Below are 21,405 nucleotides of genomic sequence, written 5' to 3'. Positions count from 1 at the left end.
GGGTTTCTCTATTTGGACGCAACTTGGATACAACAAAAAGCCCCGCAATCGCGGGGCTTCGTGTTTTTGTGACGCCTTAGAAAATAAGGTGTGCAACGCCGGCAATGATAGGCAAAGTGATCAAAGTACGCAGAATAAAGATGATAAACAGCTCTACGATGTTCACTGGGATTTTGCTGCCAAGAAGCAGTGCACCGACTTCAGACATATAGATCAGCTGAGTAACGGACATTGCTGCGATGACAAAGCGTGTCATTTCATTATCGATAGAAGCCGCGAGAATCGCTGGGATAAACATATCGGCAAAACCAACGACGATGGTTTCAGAGGCTGCTACAGCTTCAGGTACGCCCAATAGATCCAAAAATGGAATAAAAGGCTGGCCAAGAATGGCAAAGACAGGGGTGTACTCAGCAATAATGAGCGCAATGGTACCTAAGCCCATTACAACAGGTAGTACGCCAAAAACCATGTCAACTGCGTTGTGTACGCCTTCTGTGAAAACCGATTTGACCGACTTCACTTCACCAGCACGTTTCAGTGCCAGATCCATCCCCCAACTAAATGGAGTATGACCTGCTGGCACGGCATTTTGATCAGCGTGCGGCTTGCTGCCATCGATGTAACAATCTTTCTTTAGGCTTAGTGGTGGTAAGCGAGGAATGATGATCGCAGCAACCACACCCGCCAAACAGATGGCGCCGTAAAATGGTAGGAAAAGATGCTCCAGTTTTACCTGTGCAATGACCACTAAGCTAAACGTAATGGAGACCGCAGAGAAAGTCGTACCGACAACCGCAGCTTCGCGTTGAGTATAAAATTTGTTTTCATACTGTTTGCTGGTCAGAAGGATGCCGACGCTGCCATCACCTAGCCAAGAAGCCATACAGTCAATGGCACTACGACCAGGAAGATTGAATACTGGACGCATCACTTTACTCAGTAGCGCACCAAACAACTCAAGCAAGCCGAAGTTGAGCAAGAGCGGTAAGAGCATACCGGCAAAAATAAACACCGCGAAAAGAGTCGGTAGCAAACCTGTGAGCACTAGGCCGCCAGTGTTTTCTTCCCAAATCGCTTTTGGACCTATTTGGAAAAACGTCATAACAACGGCAATACCACCAAATACACGTACTGCTAACCACAGTGGACTTGGGTTAAATAAGCCGTTTAAGAAGGCGTTGTTAACAATTTTCGCTGGCTTGAAAATTTTGGTGACAAGAGAGGCAAACGCCATGAATGCGATAATCGTTGTGACGAGCGCGATCAAATGATCCCCCAGTATGGCTGGGATCAGTTTTGCCATAACCGCGACAGGAATAGTCAATTCGCCGTTATAGGTAATGGGTGCCATAAACAGAAGTAAGCCAATCACAGAAGGAATGAAAAACTTCCAAAAGTTCGCTTTCTTCTCGGTGTTTGGCACTGCTGTAGTTTCAGTGTTATTGGTCATGCTTTTCTCTTGTTACTACTAGTCAATACTATGCATCCTGAGGAATAGTTATTCACTAAACAGTGGTATTTAATCAAAGTGGGCGAGAGATTACCCCCAAAATGAGCTAATTGCAATACTATTCATTAGAATGCTGTAACTATTCAGATGTTACGTTTGTAGAGGGTAATGATAGCCGACTTTTGTTTTGTAAATGTTTTATTTGTTGGTTTTTTGTGATTTTGCTGGCTGTTGGACTGCAACTAGGTCAAAAGAAATGTGACCTTAGTTGCAAGTTTTTGGTTTTTGGAGAGGGTTACGCCTGCTTAGGCGTGGAGAAATAGAGCAACGTCCAGTAGGAAATGGCAATGATAACGGCAAACGTAGCGGGGAACGCCAATGCATAAAGGTTGAAATGCATAAAGGCCAATGCGCCAGCAGAGCCACCAAAGAGGAAACCGAGAAAAATAAAGATAAATAACTTCGCTTTGCGTTTATCAAATTTTTGCCCGCGTAGGCTTTCGCCGATCATGATGCCTAAGTCAGTGATAATACCAGTCATATGAGTGGTACGTATAACAGCACCACTGAACGTAGTGATCATGGCATTTTGCAATCCGCAGGCTGCAGAGGCGAGGTACTGGCCATAAATGTTGCCGTTAATCAGAAAACTGAGTGACATCAGAAGCAAAAAGCCTTCAATGCAAAGCGCAACTCCGTAACGACGTCCGAGTTTCAATGCGGTGCTTTCAATAAAGAAGCCGCTAAAGGCGGAACCAATCAAGAAACTGGCGACGATGAGCATGAGGTGAATGGTGCTTGACGATCCATTGAGGAAACTACTGCCCAGTAGCGTGACGGTACCGGACAAGTGTGAAATGGCTTGATGTTGGAAGCCCATTAAACCGATGGCGTTGACGCAGCCAGCAAGGAGTGCAAGTAGAAACGCGCCAAACTCAACCCAGCGAGGAAGTCTTGAAATCACAATTTTTATCTCTTTATTGCTTAGGTCGAGATTATAGCGCTGACGCGCTCAAGTTAAAGTGGTAAGAGCTGTTTAGGTTTGATCAGTCTCAACAAAGGCGGAAGTTTTCGTGTTACGAAAAATTGCCATTACGCACTGGCGATGTCGGTTTTACTTGTCATTTGTCATCTGTGTCAGCCGCTTCTGGTTAAAATAGGTTCCCGCCAGCTCACTGAAAAACGACTGCTCGCGAAACCTTGCCGTTGGAACCACAACAGCGGCTGGCGCGGCAGAAAAGAGAAGGAGCATGGTTGTACTGCAAGCCGGGCAAAAATGATAGCTGATTTCATGGCCGTTGCTGGCCAATCGGCTAAAGGAGACGATGTCACCTTCTACTTGAATCTGTTCTGTCATAAACCGAGCATGAACCCCATAAAAGCTACCAAAACGTTTTTGACATTCGAAGGAATGGCATATCGAGGTTTTGACAGGTTCTCCACGGCAGTGAACTTTGACTAACCCACACTGGCATTCACATGTTCTTACTTTATTGTCCGCCATTGTTCTTATCCTAAGATTTGCATCTATTGATAATTATAAGAAACGCATTTAAGGTCTGCACAATCTAAACCATGAGTCCGATGAAGATGAAAAAGCGTATTTTGCCGATCCCACTTATTTTGCTGATTCCGATTGTGATGTTAGCGGTTGTGATGACTGCCGGAATCTATCGATTCACGCTATCAGATGAGGAGATTTTGGCCAAATTTCCATCACAGCAGATCGCTGCGGATGCCATCGTTGAAAGATTGACGGGTATTAAAACCGCTAATCCGCTAACGGTGCTTGTGCCAGAAAGTAAAGCTTTTGCTCTGATGACGGATTTTGATGCAGAGAATGCGCTCGTGGTTGGTGAATACGATTCCGGGGCAGAGCGTGGTTCGGTGACGGTTTTTGCACAATATTGGCGTGAGCTCGAGGCAGACAAAGCTTCTTGGTTTGTTGCTCCACTGGCGATCAGCAATCAAGGAAGCGGACACTTTTACTACTTGGGTTTGTTTAAATACGATCCTGTACCCCGCAGAGTGGTGATGACAGACGCGCAATTTCTTGGTGATCGCATTCGACTGGATAAACTGACTAAAACTGAAAACTCATCCATTTTGCTTTCTTATCAACAGCATTCTGCGAATCAATCCTTTTCGGAACAGCCACTTGAGATTGTGGTTCAGGAATTTTTACGACAAGGCGACAAACTCAAGCTAAATAAATAATCATTTTTGAGGCAGTTTTTGTACTAAAAAAGGCAATTATTTGGTGATTTCTCTGCGAGAAATGCATAAGCTTGAAAGCCTGTTCCGCAGGAGATAGTAAAACCGTGTCTTCCCAAGTAATCAACAGACGTTTTTCTCAATTAACCAGTGGTAAAAAATGGCTATTATTGTCGCTACCGCTGGTTGCTATTATTGGCGTCTCATCGTCGCTGCATCAGCCGACATTAACTCGCACTATTGAACTGAATCTTAGTGACAACCAAGCCCTAAATGATGCGCTCTCTGCCAACGCCTTAGAGGGATGGCAACTTCCACCGAGCTTCGAGTACCAAATTCAATCTGGTGACAACCTAAGTACCATCTTCACCCAATTGGGATTTGGCTACCAAGAAATGATGAAGGTAATGGAAACGGACTTGGATTATCTTGTCCTCGATACGTTGCGCCCTGGTAATACGCTGCGTTTCTGGCAAAACGAAGAAACGGGTGCGCTGGAAAAAATGGAGCTCGTGCTAAGTATTGCCGATAAAGCGGTGTTTACAAGAAATAGCGATGGCAGCTTTAGTTTCGAACAAGTGAATTTACCTGGTGAGTGGCGACAACAGCCTCTTATTGGCACCATTGAAGGGAGCTTTTCTAGCTCAGCCTATCGCTTAGGGTTAAACAGCATCGAAATCGATCAAATCGTGTCGTTATTACGCGAAAAAATCAACTTCTCTCGTGATTTACGTGCCGGAGACAGTTTTGAGATCGTTCGCCGTAATCAATTTATCGATGGTGTGGAAAGTGGTAAACGTCAAATCGAAGCGATTAAGATCTTTAACCGTGGTCGTGAGGTCACTGCGTATTTGCACAGTGATGGACAGTTCTATGATGCGAAAGGTCAAAGCTTGCAACGTGCTTTCCAACGTTATCCAGTGACAACTAACTGGCGTTTAAGTTCTCAGTTTAATCCACACCGCCTACATCCAGTTACGGGACGTGTTGCTCCACACAATGGTACCGACTTCGCTACGCCGATCGGCACGCCAGTTATGTCGACGGGGGATGGCACGGTCATCTTAGTTCGTAAAAACCACCCGTTTGCTGGCAACTACATTGTGGTTGAGCACGGCAGTAAGTACAAAACCCGTTATCTTCACCTAAGCAAAGTGTTGGTGACGAAAGGGCAGAAGGTGTCACGTGGTCAACGTATTGGCCTTAGTGGTAAAACAGGTCGTGTTACAGGGCCCCATCTTCATTATGAACTGTTGGAGCACAACCGCCCGGTTGATGCGATGAAAGCGAAGATACCGATGGCCAGTTCGGTGCCAAAGAAAGAAATGGCCAGTTTCCTTGCAACGGTGAAAGAGATGGACACGCTCTTAAGCGATCAAGAGAAACAAAATATTTAGTTTCCATAACGTTAAACAAAGTAAGGGGCGAAAGCCCCTTACTTCATTGTGATCCTTAACCCCGTTTTAGCGGTGTTGATGATATTCGCCAAAGTTAGTCTGTTTGCAGCTCTTTCAGTACTTCAGCTAACGAAGGACAAATACGGTGGCCAAAAGCAATGACTTCCTCACATGGCTCTACCAAATCGGGAATCTGATAGGTCATCATGTTGGCCGCCACAGCGGCGCGAACACCATTATTCGAGTCCTCAAAAGCCAAACACTGAGCTGGTGGCACATTTAAACGGCTGGCAGCAAGCAGGTAGATTTCAGGATCCGGTTTGCCGTGAGTAACCTCACAACCAGTAGTAATCGATTCAAAGTAGTGATCAAGCCCTGCCAGTTTGAGTTTAACCAGTGCGACATCCTTTTGTGTTGAGGTCGCTACCGCAGCGGGTATCTGGTGAGCTTTTAGCCACTCTAGCAGAGCAATCACGCCCTCTTTAACAGGAATGGCTTCATGCAGAACCACTTGGTTATAACGCTTACGCCATTCTGCATGTAGGCGATCAAGATCATCGCCATAAGCAGCACGTAAAATTGCGTCGATACCAGCGGAGTTGCGTCCGATGATAGAAAGATACGTCTCTTGATAGAAAGGCAGATTTTGCACATCACAAGCTTGCTTGAAAATGCGCATACAAACGCGTTCGGTGTCGAGTAGAAGTCCATCCATGTCGAAAATGGCAGCATTAAATTTCATCAGTACAGCTTTAACCAGATAAGTATTGTTACTGACATTGTGACACAGGAGAACGAAGATTGGCAGGTGATGTTCCGACAATCTTCGTTCTCGATTCGCATTCAACGTTTTTATTTCAATAAGTTAGCGGGTGAAAATTGGTCGGTGAGCAGTCTGGCTTGTTCGTCCCAGTCGGCTTCCAATGTCATTAAGGAAGGGTAGTTCTCTATCTCTATGGCAAATGGGCGCAGTGCACTGGCTAATGCCTCAGCTTGCTGTTGCAGTGCCCGCTGATTGGGTAAAGGGGTTAACATCGAAAGAATGACACGGTTGCCCGATTCTTGAGGAATTTTGAAGTTGTAAAATTCACCAAAGACGGAGCGATACGTAACGGACTCATGATCGTACAGCTTGCTCGTAGAAAATGTATTCGCCACCAACACACCGCGACTACTGAGTAGTTGCTTAGTTTCCATCAGAAATTCCCGAGTCATGAGGTGTTCGGGAATGTACTCGCCATTAAACGCATCCAGCAGAATGAAATCGTACTTTTGTCCCTTTAATCCTGCGCGTTTAATGTAAACCCGGGCATCACTCGTGTGAACTCGCGTGTTGTGGCTAGGTTGAAAATAGAAATAGCGTTCTGCGATTTGAGATACCACAGGATCGATTTCGACAATATCCATATGAGACTCTGGATAAAGCTCTGCAAGCGCACTGGGGACCGAGCCGCCTCCGAGACCAATGATAAGAATTCGCTCAGGCTTCGGGTTAAACAGCAGCCCCGCTAACGTCATTCGCACATAGGGAAAGTAGATACGTTTGTCTTGCGGGTCTTGGTATTCGCAGGTTTGGACTCGTTCTCCTTTTTTGGCGGTGAAAGAGAGGCAACGAAAATCTTGGTGCTCGAATACCACAATATCTTGATAAAGCGACTTTTGTTCATGAATGATAGTGCTTTGCCCTATGGAGAAAGGGGAGAGCAACGTGCACAGTAACGCAAAGAGCCAGACAATAGGATTAATCGACATCAAGTTCTACCTCATGGAAGAGTGGGGCAGTATCCAGCCGGTACGCAAATATCCCAGCGAGCAGCAAGAGCGCTGTCAGTGTTAATAATATCGTGTTGATCTCCCACCACAGCACAAGGTAGAAGGAAGTGGCTAGGGTACCCAGTGCACTACCCAATGTTGAGACAAAATAGAGCCTACCGGCGATTTGGCCACTATGCTGTTCATTTTTCACCATCAACCTCACCGCATAGGGCGATATCATGCCTAAAATGACCGTAGGAATAAAAAACAGCAAGATTGCCGCGACTAAAGAACCGTAGCGTGGATCTTCTATCCAAAGAAAAGTGAAGTCCATGATCGGCTTGCCAGCAAAAATCAATGGCAAGAGAAATAGGGCTCCGAAGAGGTAAAAACGAGCAAATTGTTTTAGAGAAGGATGGCGCGCGGAAAGGTTGCCCCCCAGCAAATAGCCCAATGAGAGTGCCACCATAAAAACAGTAATAATGCTGCCCCACACGTAAATACTGTTGCCAAAGTAAGGCGCAAGGACTTTGCCGCCCAAGAGTTCAATGGACATAATGCTAAAACCGCTGATGAATGCCAGCATAAGAATCAATCCATTGGATGTGGTTGCTTTTCTCATCAAGAACCTCCCGAAGTGTTGCGTTCATTCCTTCCAAGTATTTGTGCGGAAAGCGGATATAGCAAGGTGAGGGGGCTTTCAGTTATGATGAGGGCCTATCTGAGATCGTTTCAGCGTGGGTTTCTACCTCTTGTGGCCATAGATAAGGTAAATGACCCCTGCAGCGATTCGAGTCATAACGTCATTGGGGAGAAAGAATGGACGTCAAAAAAGTTGCATTTATTGGGTTGGGAGTCATGGGCTACCCAATGGCTGGCTATTTAAGCAAAGCGGGTTATGAAACTCGAGTCTACAACCGTACTTTCGCTAAAGCACAGAAATGGGCAGAGCAGTATCAAGGAGCTGCATTTGAAACACCTCGTGAAGCCGCTTTAGGTTGTGAAGTTGTGTTTGTTTGTGTGGGCAACGATGACGATGTTCGCAGTGTTGTTTATGGAGAAGATGGTGTGCTTGCCGGTTTAGAACCTGGCGCCATTCTTGTTGACCACACCACCACTTCTGCAGAACTGGCCGTTGAACTTGCCGATGCTTGTCAGAAAGTCTCCAATGCCTTTATTGATGCGCCCGTCTCTGGTGGGCAAGCTGGTGCGGAAAATGGCGTGCTAACCATCATGTGTGGCGGTGATGAGTCTGTCTTTGCTCAGGTTTCTCCGGTCATGGATGCTTACGCGAAACAAGCCACATTGCTTGGTGAAAATGGTCAGGGTCAGCGCTGTAAAATGGTGAATCAAATTTGCATCGCCGGGGTTTTACAAGGGCTAAGTGAAGCGATTTTATTGGCGCAAAAGTCAGGTTTGGATGTCGCTCAAGTGGTGGACACGCTGAAACATGGTGCGGCAGGCTCTTGGCAAATGGAAAACCGTGCCACCACGATGGCGCAAGATAAGTTTGATTTCGGCTTTGCCATTGATTGGATGCGTAAAGATCTCGGTTTTTGCTTAAAAGAAGCTCAGCGTGTCGGGCTTGAGTTGCCGCTAACAAAACAAGTGGATCAGCAATACGCTCAGTTACAACAAGAAGGTTTAGGGCGCATGGATACTTCCGTGCTGATCAAAGCGGTGGCGAGGCAGTGAATCATTAAAGGGGAATGTTGATTTCCCCTTTTTATCCAGCTTTTGAGTAGAAAGCGTGCTTTTTAGCAACCATCGGTCAGACTGACGATTTGCGGCTGTTTTTCTGGTTGATAGAGGATCTGGCAGAAATCGCCACTGCTTTGGAAGGTATAGTTACAACTGCTCTCCACCCCAAGAAGGGCGGATTTGGCGTAAGCCATATTCACAGAAGTCTTTTGAAGAATCCATTGGGCTCTGAGTCTGGATAAAAAAAAGGTATTGGAAGAAGGCTTACTTCTCAGAGTACTTTTCCTGCCAATCGGATTTGCGAAGGGCGTACACGGCGTGATCTAAAACTCGATCTTGCACTTTCTCATTACGGCTAATGATGCCTTCCAGACTCATGCCTAAACGCTCAGCAACAGCACGACTGGCGGTATTTTCTTTTGCGGCTCTCAGTTGCACGAGCTCCATTGTCAGGGTGTCAAAGGCGTATTCCAACATTTTTTGGCACGACAAGGTAACGATGCCTTTCCCTTGCACTTCTTCAGAGAGCCAGTAACCAATGCAGGCTCTTTGTAGGTCGTGGTTGATTTCATGCAAACCTATGTTGCCCACTAGGTTGTCTTGGTAAAAAATCGCGCAAGTCACGGATTTTTTGTCGGCATACTCATGAAGAGAGCGTTGAACAAATTGTTGAAAATCTTGCTCAGTTTGGCAAAAAGAGGGCCAAGCGAGCCATTGTGATAGATACGTTTGTTGTTTGGCTACAAGCGGAGCATAGAGCTTTGCGAAGGTGTCTTGAACGAGTGCGAGTTTAATTTCTTCAGTGACATCGAGAGTGAACATTGGTCATCCTTTAACTTGTTATTGTTGTTTGAAAATCAGAATAACAGGTTACAAATGAACAATTAAGCAAGTTCTAGTGTGATGCGGACAAATTGTTCGTCCTGATAACCCACAGAATAGGTAAAGGTATTATTGGCGTAGATAGCACCAAGGAATAGAGCACGTTGGCTCATTGGGCCGCGGAATAGCATTGAGATAGGAGATCGCATTTCATTGTTTGAACCAAAATGCTCATTGAGGTTTTGGGTCAATACGCACAGTAAACAGCCATTTTCATCGTGGGACAAATCCACATCTTCTGCTCGTGAGAGCAAGACGGTCGTACCTAACTTCTTCTCAATTTCATTGATAAGTAGCAGATAGCTATCGAGATGGGGTTGAACTGGCGCAGATTCCGCACCCACACAACGTTCGAGCAGAGCCTCTAGATCACCACTTTCGCCTTTTGCTTGTTGTGTTATCGCTTTAAGCGGTTTTTTAATCAACTTATAGCGATTGCTCTTAAGTTTGGGTTTTAACCACTTTTGCAGGATATCGTTACTTTCTTGGCGAGAATAAAGACTTGGTGTAGCAAGGCGACGGAATTGCAGGTGCAACAAAGCGTGAACAGCAAGTTCACTAAGCAGTTGATTCGCATCTGCGTTCGTTTTAGCTGGCTTAATACCTTGCATCACATTGATTATATTTATGAAGGAATGGTGCCGAGAGAGGGACTCGAACCCTCACACCATAGGCGCTAGCACCTCATGCTAGTGTGTCTACCAATTTCACCATCTCGGCACAGGATGTCGAAGCAAAGCTTCTTTTTGACGCGGTTCATTTCAAACCGAAGCGAATTATAACTAAAAATGCCTGGAAGGCGAGTATTTCCTTTACATAAATTAGTGTTTTTGGTTCGTTTGCGTATTTATTGTCCATCTAAGGGCCAAAATTCATCATTATCCCTATTTATAGTAGTGATAAGAGCAGGAAATGTGCGGCATTGGTTAAATTATGGACGCTTGAACGTTTGCGTAAATAAATGTGATGAATATCTCTTTTTGTTGGCTATACTAGCGACCCGTTTAAGCGGGAAATAGGGTTTATCGTTCATAACCCTTACCCATACAAGCCGTCACATGGAAACAAATTGCCCAATAGTTTGGCCATTTGAGTGAATGACCCCAAGGACCGGACCAGCTGACTTTTGAAAGCTTGTATAAGGTAAAAAAGATGTCGAACTATTCGTTCAATTTCATTCGTGAGTCATGGTGCCAATCGTCACCACTTCATACCCCTCCTTCTTTTGCTGCGTTTTTCAGCTCCTCTTTCATTTTTAATTTTTAAGTAGGTCGTTACTCATGAATATTTTGTTGAGTCTATTAGGTGTCGCAGCACTGATCGGTTGCGCGTTTTTGTTGTCGGAAAGCCGACGTTCAATCAACTGGAAAACGGTATTTAGAGCGTTGCTGCTGCAAGTGGGATTCGCAGCTTTGGTTCTCTACTTTCCTTGGGGGCAAGCAGCGCTAGCTGGGCTAAGTAATGCGGTTTCAGGATTACTGGGTTTTGCCGATGAAGGGATCGCTTTCTTGTTTGGTGATTTGGCTTCTTCTGGTTTCATCTTTGCCGTTCGCGTTCTTCCTATCATCATCTTCTTTAGTGCTCTTATCTCTGCCCTGTATTACTTGGGTATCATGCAAAAAGTGATTCAAGTTATTGGTGGCGGTATCCAGAAATTCTTGGGTACCAGTAAAGCCGAATCTCTTGTCGCAACGGGCAATATCTTCCTTTCTCAAGGTGAGTCACCACTGCTGATTCGTCCTTTCCTTTCGAGCATGACGCGTTCAGAACTGTTTGCGGTGATGGCTGGCGGTATGGCATCGGTTGCGGGTAGTGTACTCGGTGGCTATGCTGGTTTAGGTGTTGAACTGAAGTATTTGATTGCAGCGAGTTTTATGGCGGCACCGGGCAGCTTGTTGATGGCAAAAATCATCGTGCCTGAGCGTGCGACGCCAAGCGACTACACCAACATTGAACTTGATAAATCTGACCAAAGTAACGTGATTGATGCCTTGGCAAGTGGCGCGATGGGTGGCATGAAAGTGGCTGTTGCGGTGGGTACTATGCTGATTGCGTTTGTCAGTGTTATTGCCATGGTGAATACGGGTTTAGAAAACTTGGGCGAGCTATTTGGTTTCACTGGCGTTACGTTGCAAGCGATTTTTGGCTACCTATTCTCTCCATTGGCTTGGTTGATCGGTATCCCTTCAAATGAAGTGCTCGCAGCGGGTTCTTACATTGGCCAGAAGATTGTGATGAATGAGTTTGTGGCGTTCATTGACTTTGTGGAACACAAAGCGCTGTTGTCAGAGCACAGCCAAGTGATCATCACGTTTGCTTTGTGTGGTTTTGCTAACATTGGTTCGATTGCGATTCAACTGGGCTCTATCGGTGTGATGGCGCCAGAGCGTCGCAGTGACGTGGCAAACATGGGCCTTAAAGCGGTTGCAGCGGGTACGTTAGCCAACCTAATGAGTGCATGTTTGGCTGGGATTTTTATCTCTCTATAGTTCTGTCAGCATCAGCAGACGTCTTCTTTGCTAGCGAGAAGAGATGCTAATTAAAAACAAAAATGCCCTGTGAGAACAGGGCATTTTTTATACGTTAGATTTGCAAAGGTTAGGGTTGAGCTGGCTTATCGGCAATTAAACCGTAAGGTATTGAGGAAAAAACTTTCGGGTTGTGTTGCAGGGTGGGGGCTTCATTCACGCGCTGCCAATCGAGCAACATAATGGCTAGCACGTTACGGTGTTCGCCTGACTCTAACTCAAAATCACCGGATACTGACGGGATCATACCGCGTTCAGGGTCGATTGAAGCTTGAATGGCTTGGCGTGTTTTTTCCACCACCGGATCATCTTCTAGTCCTGCGAGTAAAAAGCTGATCCCGACTTCTGCGATGATGTCTTCTTTGGCTCGAATCAATATGGTGTCAATGTGTTCACGGAAATAGTCAAAGATCCATTGATGCCGCTTCTCATCCACTTGATGCTGATAGTACTCTGAATCAGCGAAGATGATATGGGTCATTCCGTAGAGCTTGTTGCCGTATTGTTGGCCATTGAGCTGTTTATCTTTTGCATCCGGATAGGTTTGGCGGAAGGCATCAATAAACGCTTGCACGACGTCTTGCTCCCCAAGCTGCTTAAGCCAATAAACTTGATTGGCCAGCTGAGCTGCCCACGCTTCAATCATTTCCGGATTGGTGGCGTATTTTTTAAAGTCGTAGCGGCGGATCACTTCACGTAATCTATCGTCTTGTTTGTGTTCTAAACCATATTCGTTGGCACGAGCCATCGAGCCAAGCAGATCCACACCAAGATACAGATACTCAGGCATGTGTTTTGTGGCGGTATAACGGCGTACACTTCGTTCATCAGTATCATCAAGATAGCTTGCAATACGCTTTTCAGAATAAAGAATGATTTGCTCGGGCGTATACACTTCAGAAGCAAAGCGATTTAAGCGGCTTGCGACTCTCGCCATATCACTCCAAACGGCAGCAGAATATTTTGGGTCGAGTGTTTGGCGATACATACGCAATCCGTAATGACCTTCTTTAAAAGGCGACAAGGTATAGAGTTGCTGCTCGTAAGTGCTTTTTATCAAGGAGGCTGATTGCTGGTAAGTGGGTTTGCTGTTTTCTTCACTGGCAAAGGCAGAGAAGCCGATACCGAGAGAGAGCAGGGTAATTAGTATCCGTGTGGCGATATTCATGACTGAGTCCCATATCAAGATGATAAATTGAAAGGTATCAGTTATTGCCACCGTTTATGTAAGCGTCAGGTCAAATGGCGGTAGGAATTATCTGGCGAAAGGTGAGATTTATTCGCTCCGATTTGGCTTTAGCGGTTTTGGGTACACAATGTCGCCAATAGTGCTGAGTGCTGCCTGCCATGATCAATAACGATCCACTGGTCAGTTCGAACTCGATTTTCTCTTTGGTAATGAGGTGTTGAAGAACAAAGCGACGGCTTTCTCCCAAATTGACGGAGGCGATGACAGGATTGCCGCCCAGTTCTGGTTCGTCATCCTGATGCCAGCCCATAGAGTCTTGTCCATTGCGGTAGAGATTCGCCAATACCGAGTTAAATAAATGGCCGGAGGCATTCTCGCAACGCGCTTTTAGATCGAGTAACGTGGGTGTCCAAGGCAGAGGTTGCATGGTCAAGCCTGAATAAGTGTAAGCCGCGTCACCACACCAAGCCTGAAGGCGAGGTTGTAGGACTTGGCGGCCAAACATTTGAATGGCTTTTTGCTCCCACGGAAGTTCATGCTTTAGCTGAGCAAAGTACGTTTCGGCTTGATCTTGAGAAAGAAATGTCGGCCACCACAGCAACTGGCCATCGGTTATGGTCAGCCAATCGGGTGAATCAAACAAAAACAGCGAAGATGACATACACTTACCTAGAAAGAGACGAAATATTGCTTACCTATAAATACAAGATTGGTTTATTCTTATACATATATTAACTTTTTTAACAATAATAACGATTTATTATTTGCTTGTCCTACGTTGTAGGCGTTGATCTGGGGATTTAATGAAATATACGTTTGGAAAGCGATGGAGTGTTAACTTATTGTTTCTCCTGTTCATCACTCTTTCCGTCGGCATTGTCGAACTGCTTAATCATGAGCAGAAAAAAGTGCGCCAAGAGTATTTCCAGCGAGAAGCAAAAGAGCAACTATCCACCATTCGTTCGAAGTTGGAAGCGGCGATCGTGTCGGACATCTACATCGTGAGCAGTCTAGCAACGCTCATTTCTCTTCATCCAAATAGCAACAAGCAAGCGCTTGACCAAGCTTCTGAGAAAATTCTGCGCAAAGGGAAACATTTACGCGTTATAGGCCTCGCAAGAGATGACGTGGTGAATTATGTCTATCCATGGGTCGGAAATGAGAGCGTCTTAGGATTGGACTACAAAAAAGAACCAGCACAGTGGGAATCTATCGTTAAAGCGAAAACCATTGAAGAGATTTTTATTGCTGGCCCGATTGAGTTAGTTCAAGGAGGTAAGGCGCTGGTGGCTCGTGTGCCTATCTTTAGCGATCCCCCGCTTAATTCCCAATATTGGGGTGTGTGCAGTGCCGTACTGAATTTTGATTCGCTATTGATGGAGGTTGGATTTGCCAGTTTTGCCTATCAATATCGAGTCGCGATAAAAGGTTTGGATAGTGAAGCCGAGAAAGGAGCGATGATTTACGGTGATGAAGCGACGTTCAATGATGCATTTGTCAAAGAGCGTGTGAGCTTTCCTTACGGAGGTTGGGTATTGGCTGTGGCCGATGATGGGCGCTATGCCGCGTTAATGCCCTGGTATCAAACACAAATTGTGCGCTTGATTGGTTACCCCACTGCATTAATACTCTGTCTGGTGTTTCTCGCTATTTATCGTCTCTATACGATGGCGCATAGCCGCTCTTTGCATGATGAGCTGACGGGGTTGCCGAACCGACGTTACTTTATGTATTCCCTAGAACACCATTTTGAACACGCCAAGAAACAAGGCCGCGATGATACCTTTGCCGTCATTAATCTCGATCTCGACCGCTTTAAACAGATCAATGATACTCATGGGCATGCAGCTGGTGACAAAGTACTGATTGCTTGTGCGGAAAGGTTGAAGAGTACTTTGCGCTCGACCGACTTAGTCGCACGCATTGGTGGCGATGAGTTTTTGGTACTCTCTGCAAGAATGACGCATGAAAAAGACATGGAAATCTTACTCAATAAACTCAAAGCGGCGCTTTGCTCGATGCCCATTGTGTATGAAGGTGAGTTGATCTATTTGCACATTAGCATTGGTTACTGCTTGTTCCACCATGAGATGAAAGATTCTGAAGAGATGCTCAAACAAGCCGACCAGCGTATGTATAACGAGAAAAAGGCCAACAAAATGCGTTTTGCCGCCATTAGCTAGCATTCAGATGAGTGTTAATTGTCGGCAAAAGAACCATTCGTGTTGCTAACAAAAAGAAACAACAAAGGCCCAGTTGGGCCTTTGTTGTTTTTGTACAGCAGTACTGTTTTCGTCTTGAGAGACTAGAGTTTAAATTCGTGAAGTTTACCTTGGACTCGATGCACTTCTGCTTGGTAACCGTTGACGATTTCGTTGAGGTTGTTCGCATGGCTACCGGTGCGATGTGCAATGTCGGCCAAAACATCGACATCTTTGTCGATCGCTTCACTGGCTTTGGACTGTTCAATGGTGGCGTTGGCAATACTACTGATGTGTTGATTGACCTGTTCGATAGCCGATTCCAGCTTTTCGACACTCTGTTTTACTACATCGACAGAATGGAACGTTTCATCACTGGCCTGTTTACTCTTCGCCATGTTATCCACCGCAGATTTTGTGTTGTCACGAATTTTATCCAGCAGTTTACTGATGCTCTCTGTTGCTTCTTGGCTACGCTGGGCAAGATCTCTGACTTCAGATGAGACAACTGCGAAACCACGGCCATGTTCTCCTGCTCGGGCGGCTTCAATCGCAGCATTGAGCGCCAAGAGGTTGGTTTGTTCGGATACGGCGTTGATGGTCGCGACGATTTGCCCAATGCTTTGTGTATCGCTTTCTAACTCATGCATGCAATGCTGCGTGGCGTCGATTTGCGCTAGCAAGCTTTTTACCGAATTAAATGAAAGTGTACTTTGGCTTTGGCACTCCAATACTTGCTGGTTCATATTGTCTGTGTCTTCGGTTGCACGCTCGGCTGAGTGGGCAATTTCAACACTGGATTGAGACAGTTCGGTCATTGCGGTGGCGATATTGTCACATTTTGCGATGGTTTCTTGGCCGCTTGAGTCGAGTTCTCCGGAAGTTGCGATGATTTGGTTTAGACGTTCTGTGCTGTGATCATTGGTCTCTTTGACATCTTGAATCAAATGACGAATCGCGTGGTTAAGTTGGTTAATGCTCGCCGCAATAGAGGCAATTTCGTCACGGCCCGTTTGGTCAAGATCGACGGAGAGATCGCAGCGTTTAGCCATCTCAGACAACTTGCTTGTTAAGGAGCCAACACGACTTCTCAAGTTAGTGACGGTCGCGATAACGATCCACGCAAACAGGAAGGAAAGCACAGCGGCGCCGATGGTGAGAACATTGCGGGTCATGATGGCGCTGGCTGCGCGTTGTTCTGAAAGGGTGTTCATTTCACCTTGTAACAAATTGCGGACTTGATTAATCAAGGTAATGCGTTCTGTTGCGAGTTTGAACCATTCTTGTGACGTTGGACCGTTGATGGCATCGAGCTGCTCAGATTGAGACAGGAAACTCTTCTGGATGCTTTCGACTTGCTGCCAAACTTGGTTGCGTTCTTGGGTTTGAAGCTGTTGCTTGAATTGTGGGGGAAGCTCAAGCATCGCGCTGCGCTTCGCATAGTCACCGGAGCTGATGTAGCCTTGGATATTGGCATACAGAACCGGGGTTGCTTGGCCGCGTGCAAACACACCATTAAGTGCGCCGCGTACCTGACCTGCTCGTTCCTTCATTATGATGATTGATACAAGAGATTCGCCAAGTGCACCAAGCTGGTAGTTACCCACTTGTGACAGCATTAAACGGCTGTTATCGATCGCCAATTGATTGAGGTTGGAGTAATAACCGAATGGGGCGATGGTTGGTGCGAGTTTGTCGACTCCGGCTCGGACGTTGTTCAGTTGGCTGAGTTGCTGAGTGATGTCGCTGACCAGCATATTGACGAAGGTACTATTTAGTAACTCGGGTTTGTAGCTGCGCAACGCGGCGATCGCTTGGTCTGCTTTTCCTCTTTGCTGCCCTAAGGCGGCGACTTGGTCTGGATTACCTTTGCTACCGAGTACGCCTGCGGTGAGTCCCCGTTCTACCGCTAAATTATGGGCCAGGTTGTCAAACAAGATCACCATCTTAATGGCTTCTCTGTCCACTTCTGACATCTTAGCCTGACGATTGAAATCAAGAATGGTATTGCCGGCTAGGAAAATGGAAATCAGTAAAGGAATTCCAGCCACAATACTCACGATGATATAGAGTTGGAACCGACGTAAAAGCGAATGCATAAAATCTCTCCAAGTCATACGAATCTGCGACGTACGACACGCTTATATTAAGAATTTCTAAACAAGTATAGAGTGAGATCACGCGCATGATGGATGGTAAAGTGAGATAACGTTGAGTGAATCACATAAATTTTAATCGGATTTATATCAAGCGTTTAAAACGCAACCACAGAGTATAATGCGTTATTGATAATGAAATTGTTAGCATATTGAACTGTGATTGCATTATGCAAATGCAATATGCAATTTCGCGTGTATAAATGCGCCAATTTGATACGGGAATCGTGATTTTATGCCCATATTAAACTTGGCACGTATTCTGCTTTAGTTAAGGTGACCCTTATTAAGCCGAGGGTCACCTAGCCAACTGACGTTGTTAGTGAATAATGACTTGTTCACACATATATACGGCCAAACACCTGATTGTGTTTGGCCTTTTTTTATTCCTCTTCTGAACATTTAGCATAACAGCTTGGCTGTCTTGGACAGACAGCGCCACGAGAACAAATAAGACGAGCAGGGGCTTCGATTCCTCGTTCAATCCATTTGATGTTCAATATTTTTGCGATGGTCTTGAGGTCTTTCCGCATGTGGAAAGGAATCTCAGCACTTCCGCCTTGTTTGACACATAGGCGTTTCAGTTCTTCAGCAATCTCGAGTGCATCGCCACCTTGGGCATTAATTGCAGGGTTAAGGTCGATGCCAGCGCACAACACTCGGTTGTTGCCCGCAGGGTCCATCACGTTAATGGATTCACAGCAATATAGCCTTGGCTCATTACCCACGTTTAAGATGGAAAGTTGTGCAGAACTGCCATTGCGTGGTTCGGATAGTCGGCGAAATACCGCCCAATGCTGGCATGGGTCGTTAACCGTTCGCATGTTTCCCCAAGGCAGAGGGATACCGTTACCACGATAAACCGCCTTTAACTTGCCCGGGCCATAAGCATCAAAGTAGTGCCAGTGAGGGTAGGGTGACACCACTGTCATACGTCGCATGGCGACCGAAGGCGAGACGCCCGCTTTCTGATGCACATCGATTTCGTAACCTGAGCGATCAAGCAATTGGCGGAAAGGCACTTTAGGGCAAAGGAGTGCACCAGCAAAAAAACTGGATTCAAAATCTCGCCAAGCTTGCAGAATGTCTTGTGAATTGAGCTCAGAGGTTGGGTTAACATCGTCATTCTGATCCCAGTTATTTTGGTGACCGATGGAGAGCACGTTTTTCACGTTGTCTGAGCTGTGCAAAATTCGATGACCGATGTACACCGCCAAATCGTATTTTAAGCGGGTTGGGTACTCTTTCATCAGATTGTTGAGGTAGATAGTGCCCGGTGGCTCCATAAAAGAGGTGACGAGTTGCTTGGCGTTAACGCCAAGTTCGTCCACTACATCTTTCGGCGTGCGATTGATCCAACGGATGTCCAAGCCAAGGCTTTTCGCAATGTCGATAAGATCTTCTGCCGATAAATTCAGGCGTTTCTTGCCAACCTCTTCCGCAGCTCTTTCCAAATCTGGGAAATGGTTTTGGTTGGCTTCTTGGTGAGCACGGATCAATAAGTGAGCGAATTGGCGTCCTGTAATGCCCGTTTGTGACAGCATTTCGGGAATGGCGATTTGTAAAATGTCGTTGGAGAAAAGAAAGCTGGGTTCTAACGCCATTCCATTTAAGCCACCGCGATTGCCTTTGTTGGGGGTAATCGCTTCGAGCTCGGGTTCATCGTCGAGGAACCAAGCGGGATCTTTTTGAAAAACTTCAGCAATCACTTCTAACATATCGATGCTTGGAACGCGTTTTCCCCGTTCGATCATCGATAGGTAGGAAACTGAAGGTGCGTATTCAGGGTTAATACGAATACAGCGCGCAGAAAGGTCTTCCATTGTTAAGTGGTTATTTTTCCGCAAATTTCTAATTTTTGTCCCCAGAAAATGCGATTGGCGAATCAAGCTTTTTGACACAGACATTTTGTAAAATTCACACTGTAAAATTTTTGTTGTGAAATTGTAGTAAAAAATTCGCTAGTCTACATACTAAGAGAGCAAGGAAAAGAACCTTCAACTTCACAAATTTGCTTGCAACTAAAACGTAAGTTTGAAGTATGTGCTCTAAAACAAAATTGTTGTGTGTTATCCAAGAGGACAAGACGATGAATATGCTGACATTCGATAAAAATGAAAACCAACAACAACGCCCATTTATCGCTGAAGCCGTATTTGCCGTCGAAGCGGTAAATTCTAATCAGCAAGATGAAAAACAACAAAAAGCGAAACAGCTTCTCGACAGAATGTTTCCGCTAGAATCTGGCTCTCATCAAGACGTAACCAGCTATGTGATCGACTATCGCCACCTGATGGCATATTTTGCAGATGGTTCTCACAGTGGCCTTCAAGCACCAAAACATTTTGTCGCTTTCACGGGAGAGAAGGAAGATCCTTGCTCTATCTTGCTACGCGATGAATCAGGCAGCCACATTGAAGTGATGCTGGGTTGCCACAAAGGCACAGGAAGTGTGGAACTTGTCGATATCGACGATATTCAATTGGAAACGCGCACGACCTTTAGCCCTGAATTAACTGGTGATGCACCAACGGCAATGCGTCATTGGATCAGTCTAGTGAAAGGCGACGTGAATGGTAAGCCAATGGCCAGCAGTGAAGATAAAGAATATACCGCGAAAAGTGGTGAAGATTATGTACTGAGTTACTGCTATAGCATCTAAATAGACACACAACTCAAGCCCCGAGTATCTCTGTTGATTCTTGGGGCTTTGTTGTTTGTGTTGAGTTTGTTGACCGTTATCATTTTTGAACGCTCAGCATGCAGTATGTCTTTCTTAGTGCGGGCACTCGAAGTCCTCTCGAGGCTTTCCTTGGCGTCTTTACAGTGGCATCACGCGGTTACGACCAAGTTGCTTCGCTTCATAAAGCAGTTTGTCAGCACGTTCGATCAACGATTCTGAAGTTTCGTCTGGCTTCAACTCGGCAACACCAAATGAAGCACTGATGTTTTCCACTTGCTGGCCAGAGCGTTTGTCTTTGACTTTCAGTTTTTCGATGGTGCGGCGAAGTGACTCAGCGTATTGACGAGCAATTCGCAGAGATTTATTGGGCACAATCAACGCGAACTCTTCTCCGCCAAATCGATACGCCGCAATACCTTCACGGCAACTTGTTTGCAGTCGTTTGGCAATCGCACGAATCACCGAATCGCCAAACAGGTGGCCATAGTTGTCGTTGAAGGTTTTAAAATGATCGATGTCGAGCAAGATAAGGCTTAGGTTTTGCTGGGCATTTACTAGTGCCTTGAGATCGCTATCGAACGCACGGCGATTATAAAGTGCGGATAGTCCATCAAAGAGAGCGTCTCTTTGCACTTCCGCTAACTGCTCTTTCAAGCGAGAGATTTCGTTGCTTGCGTTATTGAGTTGGCTCGTGAGGAAACGGGTGGAGTGGCGGATCTCGCGTGACTCCGTCACCAGTTCACGTATAACGCCCATCACTTCTTCAATACTCAAGCCTTCATCTTCTACTTTCTCTAACTTGCTGAAATTTTTATCAACGAGTGTCGAAAAAGAGGAAGTGTCCGCGATGGTATCCGTCATGGAGCTCGCAACCTCGAGCAACAACACTTCAATGTTGCTTCTCAGGTCCTTCATGCTGGTTTCCGCTTTGCTCGCTACGTAGTTGTTGTAGAGCTGCTCGTTAGTCGCGGGTGGGCAGATACCGTAGTTTTCTAAAACGGTATCCATTTCCTGATTGAGTTGAGGAATAGCGTTGTCCACGTAGGTATACCAAAGGGCATAGTTTGCAGGTGTGGCCGCTACGTGGTTCTTAATCATCAAAGGTACCGCTTTTTTTAAATTAGCGGTGGATTTCTTAAAGTCGTCGCTTGTCATTCTAATTATGCTTTTAACGAGAGCTAACAATCATATAGCTAAGAGTAGCGGAACAATGATTGTAGTGCTTTAATTTTTATCATTTTTGAGC

General features: G+C 45.7%; 20 protein-coding genes and 1 tRNA gene. 6 read left to right on the top strand and 15 right to left on the bottom strand.

The features are described from left to right. Window positions 1–76: 76 nt before the first annotated feature. The 3 genes from AOT11_RS22975 to AOT11_RS22965 all read right to left on the bottom strand — a co-directional run bounded on the left by AOT11_RS22975 (window position 77) and on the right by AOT11_RS22965 (window position 2,957). A complete protein-coding gene (locus AOT11_RS22975) occupies window positions 77–1,453 on the bottom strand; it encodes a YjiH family protein (RefSeq protein WP_017422442.1) in 1,377 nt (458 codons plus the stop codon). Between the two features lie 295 nt (window positions 1,454–1,748). After that, a complete protein-coding gene (locus AOT11_RS22970; RefSeq protein ID WP_011082471.1) occupies window positions 1,749–2,417 on the bottom strand; it encodes a YoaK family protein in 669 nt (222 codons plus the stop codon). A gap of 150 nt (window positions 2,418–2,567) precedes the next feature. Continuing rightward, window positions 2,568–2,957, bottom strand: a complete 390-nt coding sequence (locus AOT11_RS22965) for a GFA family protein (protein ID WP_072599713.1) — start codon at window positions 2,955–2,957, stop codon at window positions 2,568–2,570. Between the two features lie 86 nt (window positions 2,958–3,043). Between AOT11_RS22965 and AOT11_RS22960 the strand changes: the two genes are divergently transcribed. Together AOT11_RS22960 and AOT11_RS22955 are read left to right on the top strand one after the other, a co-directional pair. Beyond that, on the top strand, window positions 3,044–3,670 hold the full coding sequence (locus AOT11_RS22960) for a hypothetical protein (protein WP_026050752.1): 627 nt from the start codon (window positions 3,044–3,046) through the stop codon (window positions 3,668–3,670). Between the two features lie 104 nt (window positions 3,671–3,774). Continuing rightward, on the top strand, window positions 3,775–5,064 hold the full coding sequence (locus tag AOT11_RS22955; protein ID WP_017422444.1) for a peptidoglycan DD-metalloendopeptidase family protein: 1,290 nt from the start codon (window positions 3,775–3,777) through the stop codon (window positions 5,062–5,064). Window positions 5,065–5,158: 94 nt separating this feature from the next. Here the strand turns inward: AOT11_RS22955 and AOT11_RS22950 are convergent, their stop codons facing one another. From AOT11_RS22950 to AOT11_RS22940, 3 genes are all read right to left on the bottom strand, one after another. Continuing rightward, window positions 5,159–5,806, bottom strand: coding sequence for an HAD family hydrolase (locus AOT11_RS22950; RefSeq protein WP_026050751.1), 648 nt, complete (start codon window positions 5,804–5,806; stop codon window positions 5,159–5,161). 110 nt (window positions 5,807–5,916) lie between these two features. Next, window positions 5,917–6,816 (bottom strand): spermidine synthase, encoded by a 900-nt coding sequence (locus AOT11_RS22945; RefSeq protein ID WP_017422446.1) that lies wholly within the window; start codon window positions 6,814–6,816, stop codon window positions 5,917–5,919. Beyond that, on the bottom strand, window positions 6,806–7,441 hold the full coding sequence (locus tag AOT11_RS22940) for a fused MFS/spermidine synthase (RefSeq protein WP_017422447.1): 636 nt from the start codon (window positions 7,439–7,441) through the stop codon (window positions 6,806–6,808). The genes AOT11_RS22945 and AOT11_RS22940 overlap by 11 nt, the downstream gene beginning before the upstream one ends. Window positions 7,442–7,638: 197 nt before the next feature. Between AOT11_RS22940 and AOT11_RS22935 the strand changes: the two genes are divergently transcribed. Beyond that, the gene (locus AOT11_RS22935) at window positions 7,639–8,514 is read left to right on the top strand and encodes an NAD(P)-dependent oxidoreductase (protein WP_017422448.1); all 876 of its coding nucleotides are present in this window, start codon (window positions 7,639–7,641) and stop codon (window positions 8,512–8,514) included. Window positions 8,515–8,576: 62 nt separating this feature from the next. On the opposite strand, the gene AOT11_RS23515 is transcribed toward AOT11_RS22935, so the two are convergent. The 4 genes from AOT11_RS23515 to AOT11_RS22920 form a co-directional block, all read right to left on the bottom strand. Beyond that, window positions 8,577–8,720: a hypothetical protein gene (locus AOT11_RS23515; RefSeq protein ID WP_212590648.1), complete on the bottom strand. Its 144-nt coding sequence runs from the start codon at window positions 8,718–8,720 to the stop codon at window positions 8,577–8,579. A 64-nt stretch (window positions 8,721–8,784) separates the two neighbouring features. Next, entirely contained in the window at window positions 8,785–9,342 is a 558-nt protein-coding gene (locus AOT11_RS22930; RefSeq protein ID WP_017422449.1) for a GNAT family N-acetyltransferase, read from the bottom strand. Window positions 9,343–9,404: 62 nt separating this feature from the next. Then, window positions 9,405–10,013, bottom strand: a complete 609-nt coding sequence (locus tag AOT11_RS22925; protein ID WP_026050750.1) for a DUF2913 family protein — start codon at window positions 10,011–10,013, stop codon at window positions 9,405–9,407. A 25-nt stretch (window positions 10,014–10,038) separates the two neighbouring features. Continuing rightward, window positions 10,039–10,122, bottom strand: a tRNA-Leu gene (locus tag AOT11_RS22920). Between the two features lie 560 nt (window positions 10,123–10,682). Here AOT11_RS22920 and AOT11_RS22915 point away from each other — a divergent pair. Next, window positions 10,683–11,891 (top strand): NupC/NupG family nucleoside CNT transporter, encoded by a 1,209-nt coding sequence (locus AOT11_RS22915; RefSeq protein ID WP_015727633.1) that lies wholly within the window; start codon window positions 10,683–10,685, stop codon window positions 11,889–11,891. A 109-nt stretch (window positions 11,892–12,000) separates the two neighbouring features. Here AOT11_RS22915 and AOT11_RS22910 read toward each other — a convergent pair whose 3' ends face one another. Both AOT11_RS22910 and AOT11_RS22905 read right to left on the bottom strand, forming a co-directional pair. Beyond that, window positions 12,001–13,098 (bottom strand): DUF3541 domain-containing protein, encoded by a 1,098-nt coding sequence (locus tag AOT11_RS22910; protein ID WP_026050749.1) that lies wholly within the window; start codon window positions 13,096–13,098, stop codon window positions 12,001–12,003. Between the two features lie 70 nt (window positions 13,099–13,168). Next, entirely contained in the window at window positions 13,169–13,780 is a 612-nt protein-coding gene (locus tag AOT11_RS22905; protein ID WP_017422452.1) for an alpha-ketoglutarate-dependent dioxygenase AlkB family protein, read from the bottom strand. Window positions 13,781–13,922: 142 nt separating this feature from the next. Between AOT11_RS22905 and AOT11_RS22900 the strand changes: the two genes are divergently transcribed. Further along, a complete protein-coding gene (locus AOT11_RS22900) occupies window positions 13,923–15,302 on the top strand; it encodes a diguanylate cyclase (RefSeq protein ID WP_017422453.1) in 1,380 nt (459 codons plus the stop codon). Between the two features lie 122 nt (window positions 15,303–15,424). Here AOT11_RS22900 and AOT11_RS22895 read toward each other — a convergent pair whose 3' ends face one another. Both AOT11_RS22895 and AOT11_RS22890 read right to left on the bottom strand, forming a co-directional pair. Continuing rightward, window positions 15,425–17,419, bottom strand: coding sequence for a methyl-accepting chemotaxis protein (locus tag AOT11_RS22895; RefSeq protein WP_017422454.1), 1,995 nt, complete (start codon window positions 17,417–17,419; stop codon window positions 15,425–15,427). A 440-nt stretch (window positions 17,420–17,859) separates the two neighbouring features. Further along, window positions 17,860–19,383: a DUF3612 domain-containing protein gene (locus AOT11_RS22890; protein WP_017422455.1), complete on the bottom strand. Its 1,524-nt coding sequence runs from the start codon at window positions 19,381–19,383 to the stop codon at window positions 17,860–17,862. 182 nt (window positions 19,384–19,565) lie between these two features. Here AOT11_RS22890 and AOT11_RS22885 point away from each other — a divergent pair, with 182 nt between their 5' ends. Continuing rightward, window positions 19,566–20,138 (top strand): aldolase/citrate lyase/malate synthase family protein, encoded by a 573-nt coding sequence (locus AOT11_RS22885; RefSeq protein ID WP_015727639.1) that lies wholly within the window; start codon window positions 19,566–19,568, stop codon window positions 20,136–20,138. A 159-nt stretch (window positions 20,139–20,297) separates the two neighbouring features. Here the strand turns inward: AOT11_RS22885 and AOT11_RS22880 are convergent, their stop codons facing one another. Then, complete coding sequence (locus tag AOT11_RS22880; RefSeq protein ID WP_026050748.1) at window positions 20,298–21,314, bottom strand: GGDEF domain-containing protein; 1,017 nt, start codon at window positions 21,312–21,314, stop codon at window positions 20,298–20,300. Between the last annotated feature and the right edge of the window lie 91 nt (window positions 21,315–21,405).

Source organism: Vibrio vulnificus NBRC 15645 = ATCC 27562, assembly GCF_002224265.1.
Lineage (GTDB): Bacteria > Pseudomonadota > Gammaproteobacteria > Enterobacterales > Vibrionaceae > Vibrio > Vibrio vulnificus.
This window is presented reverse-complemented; position numbering and strand designations above follow the sequence as displayed.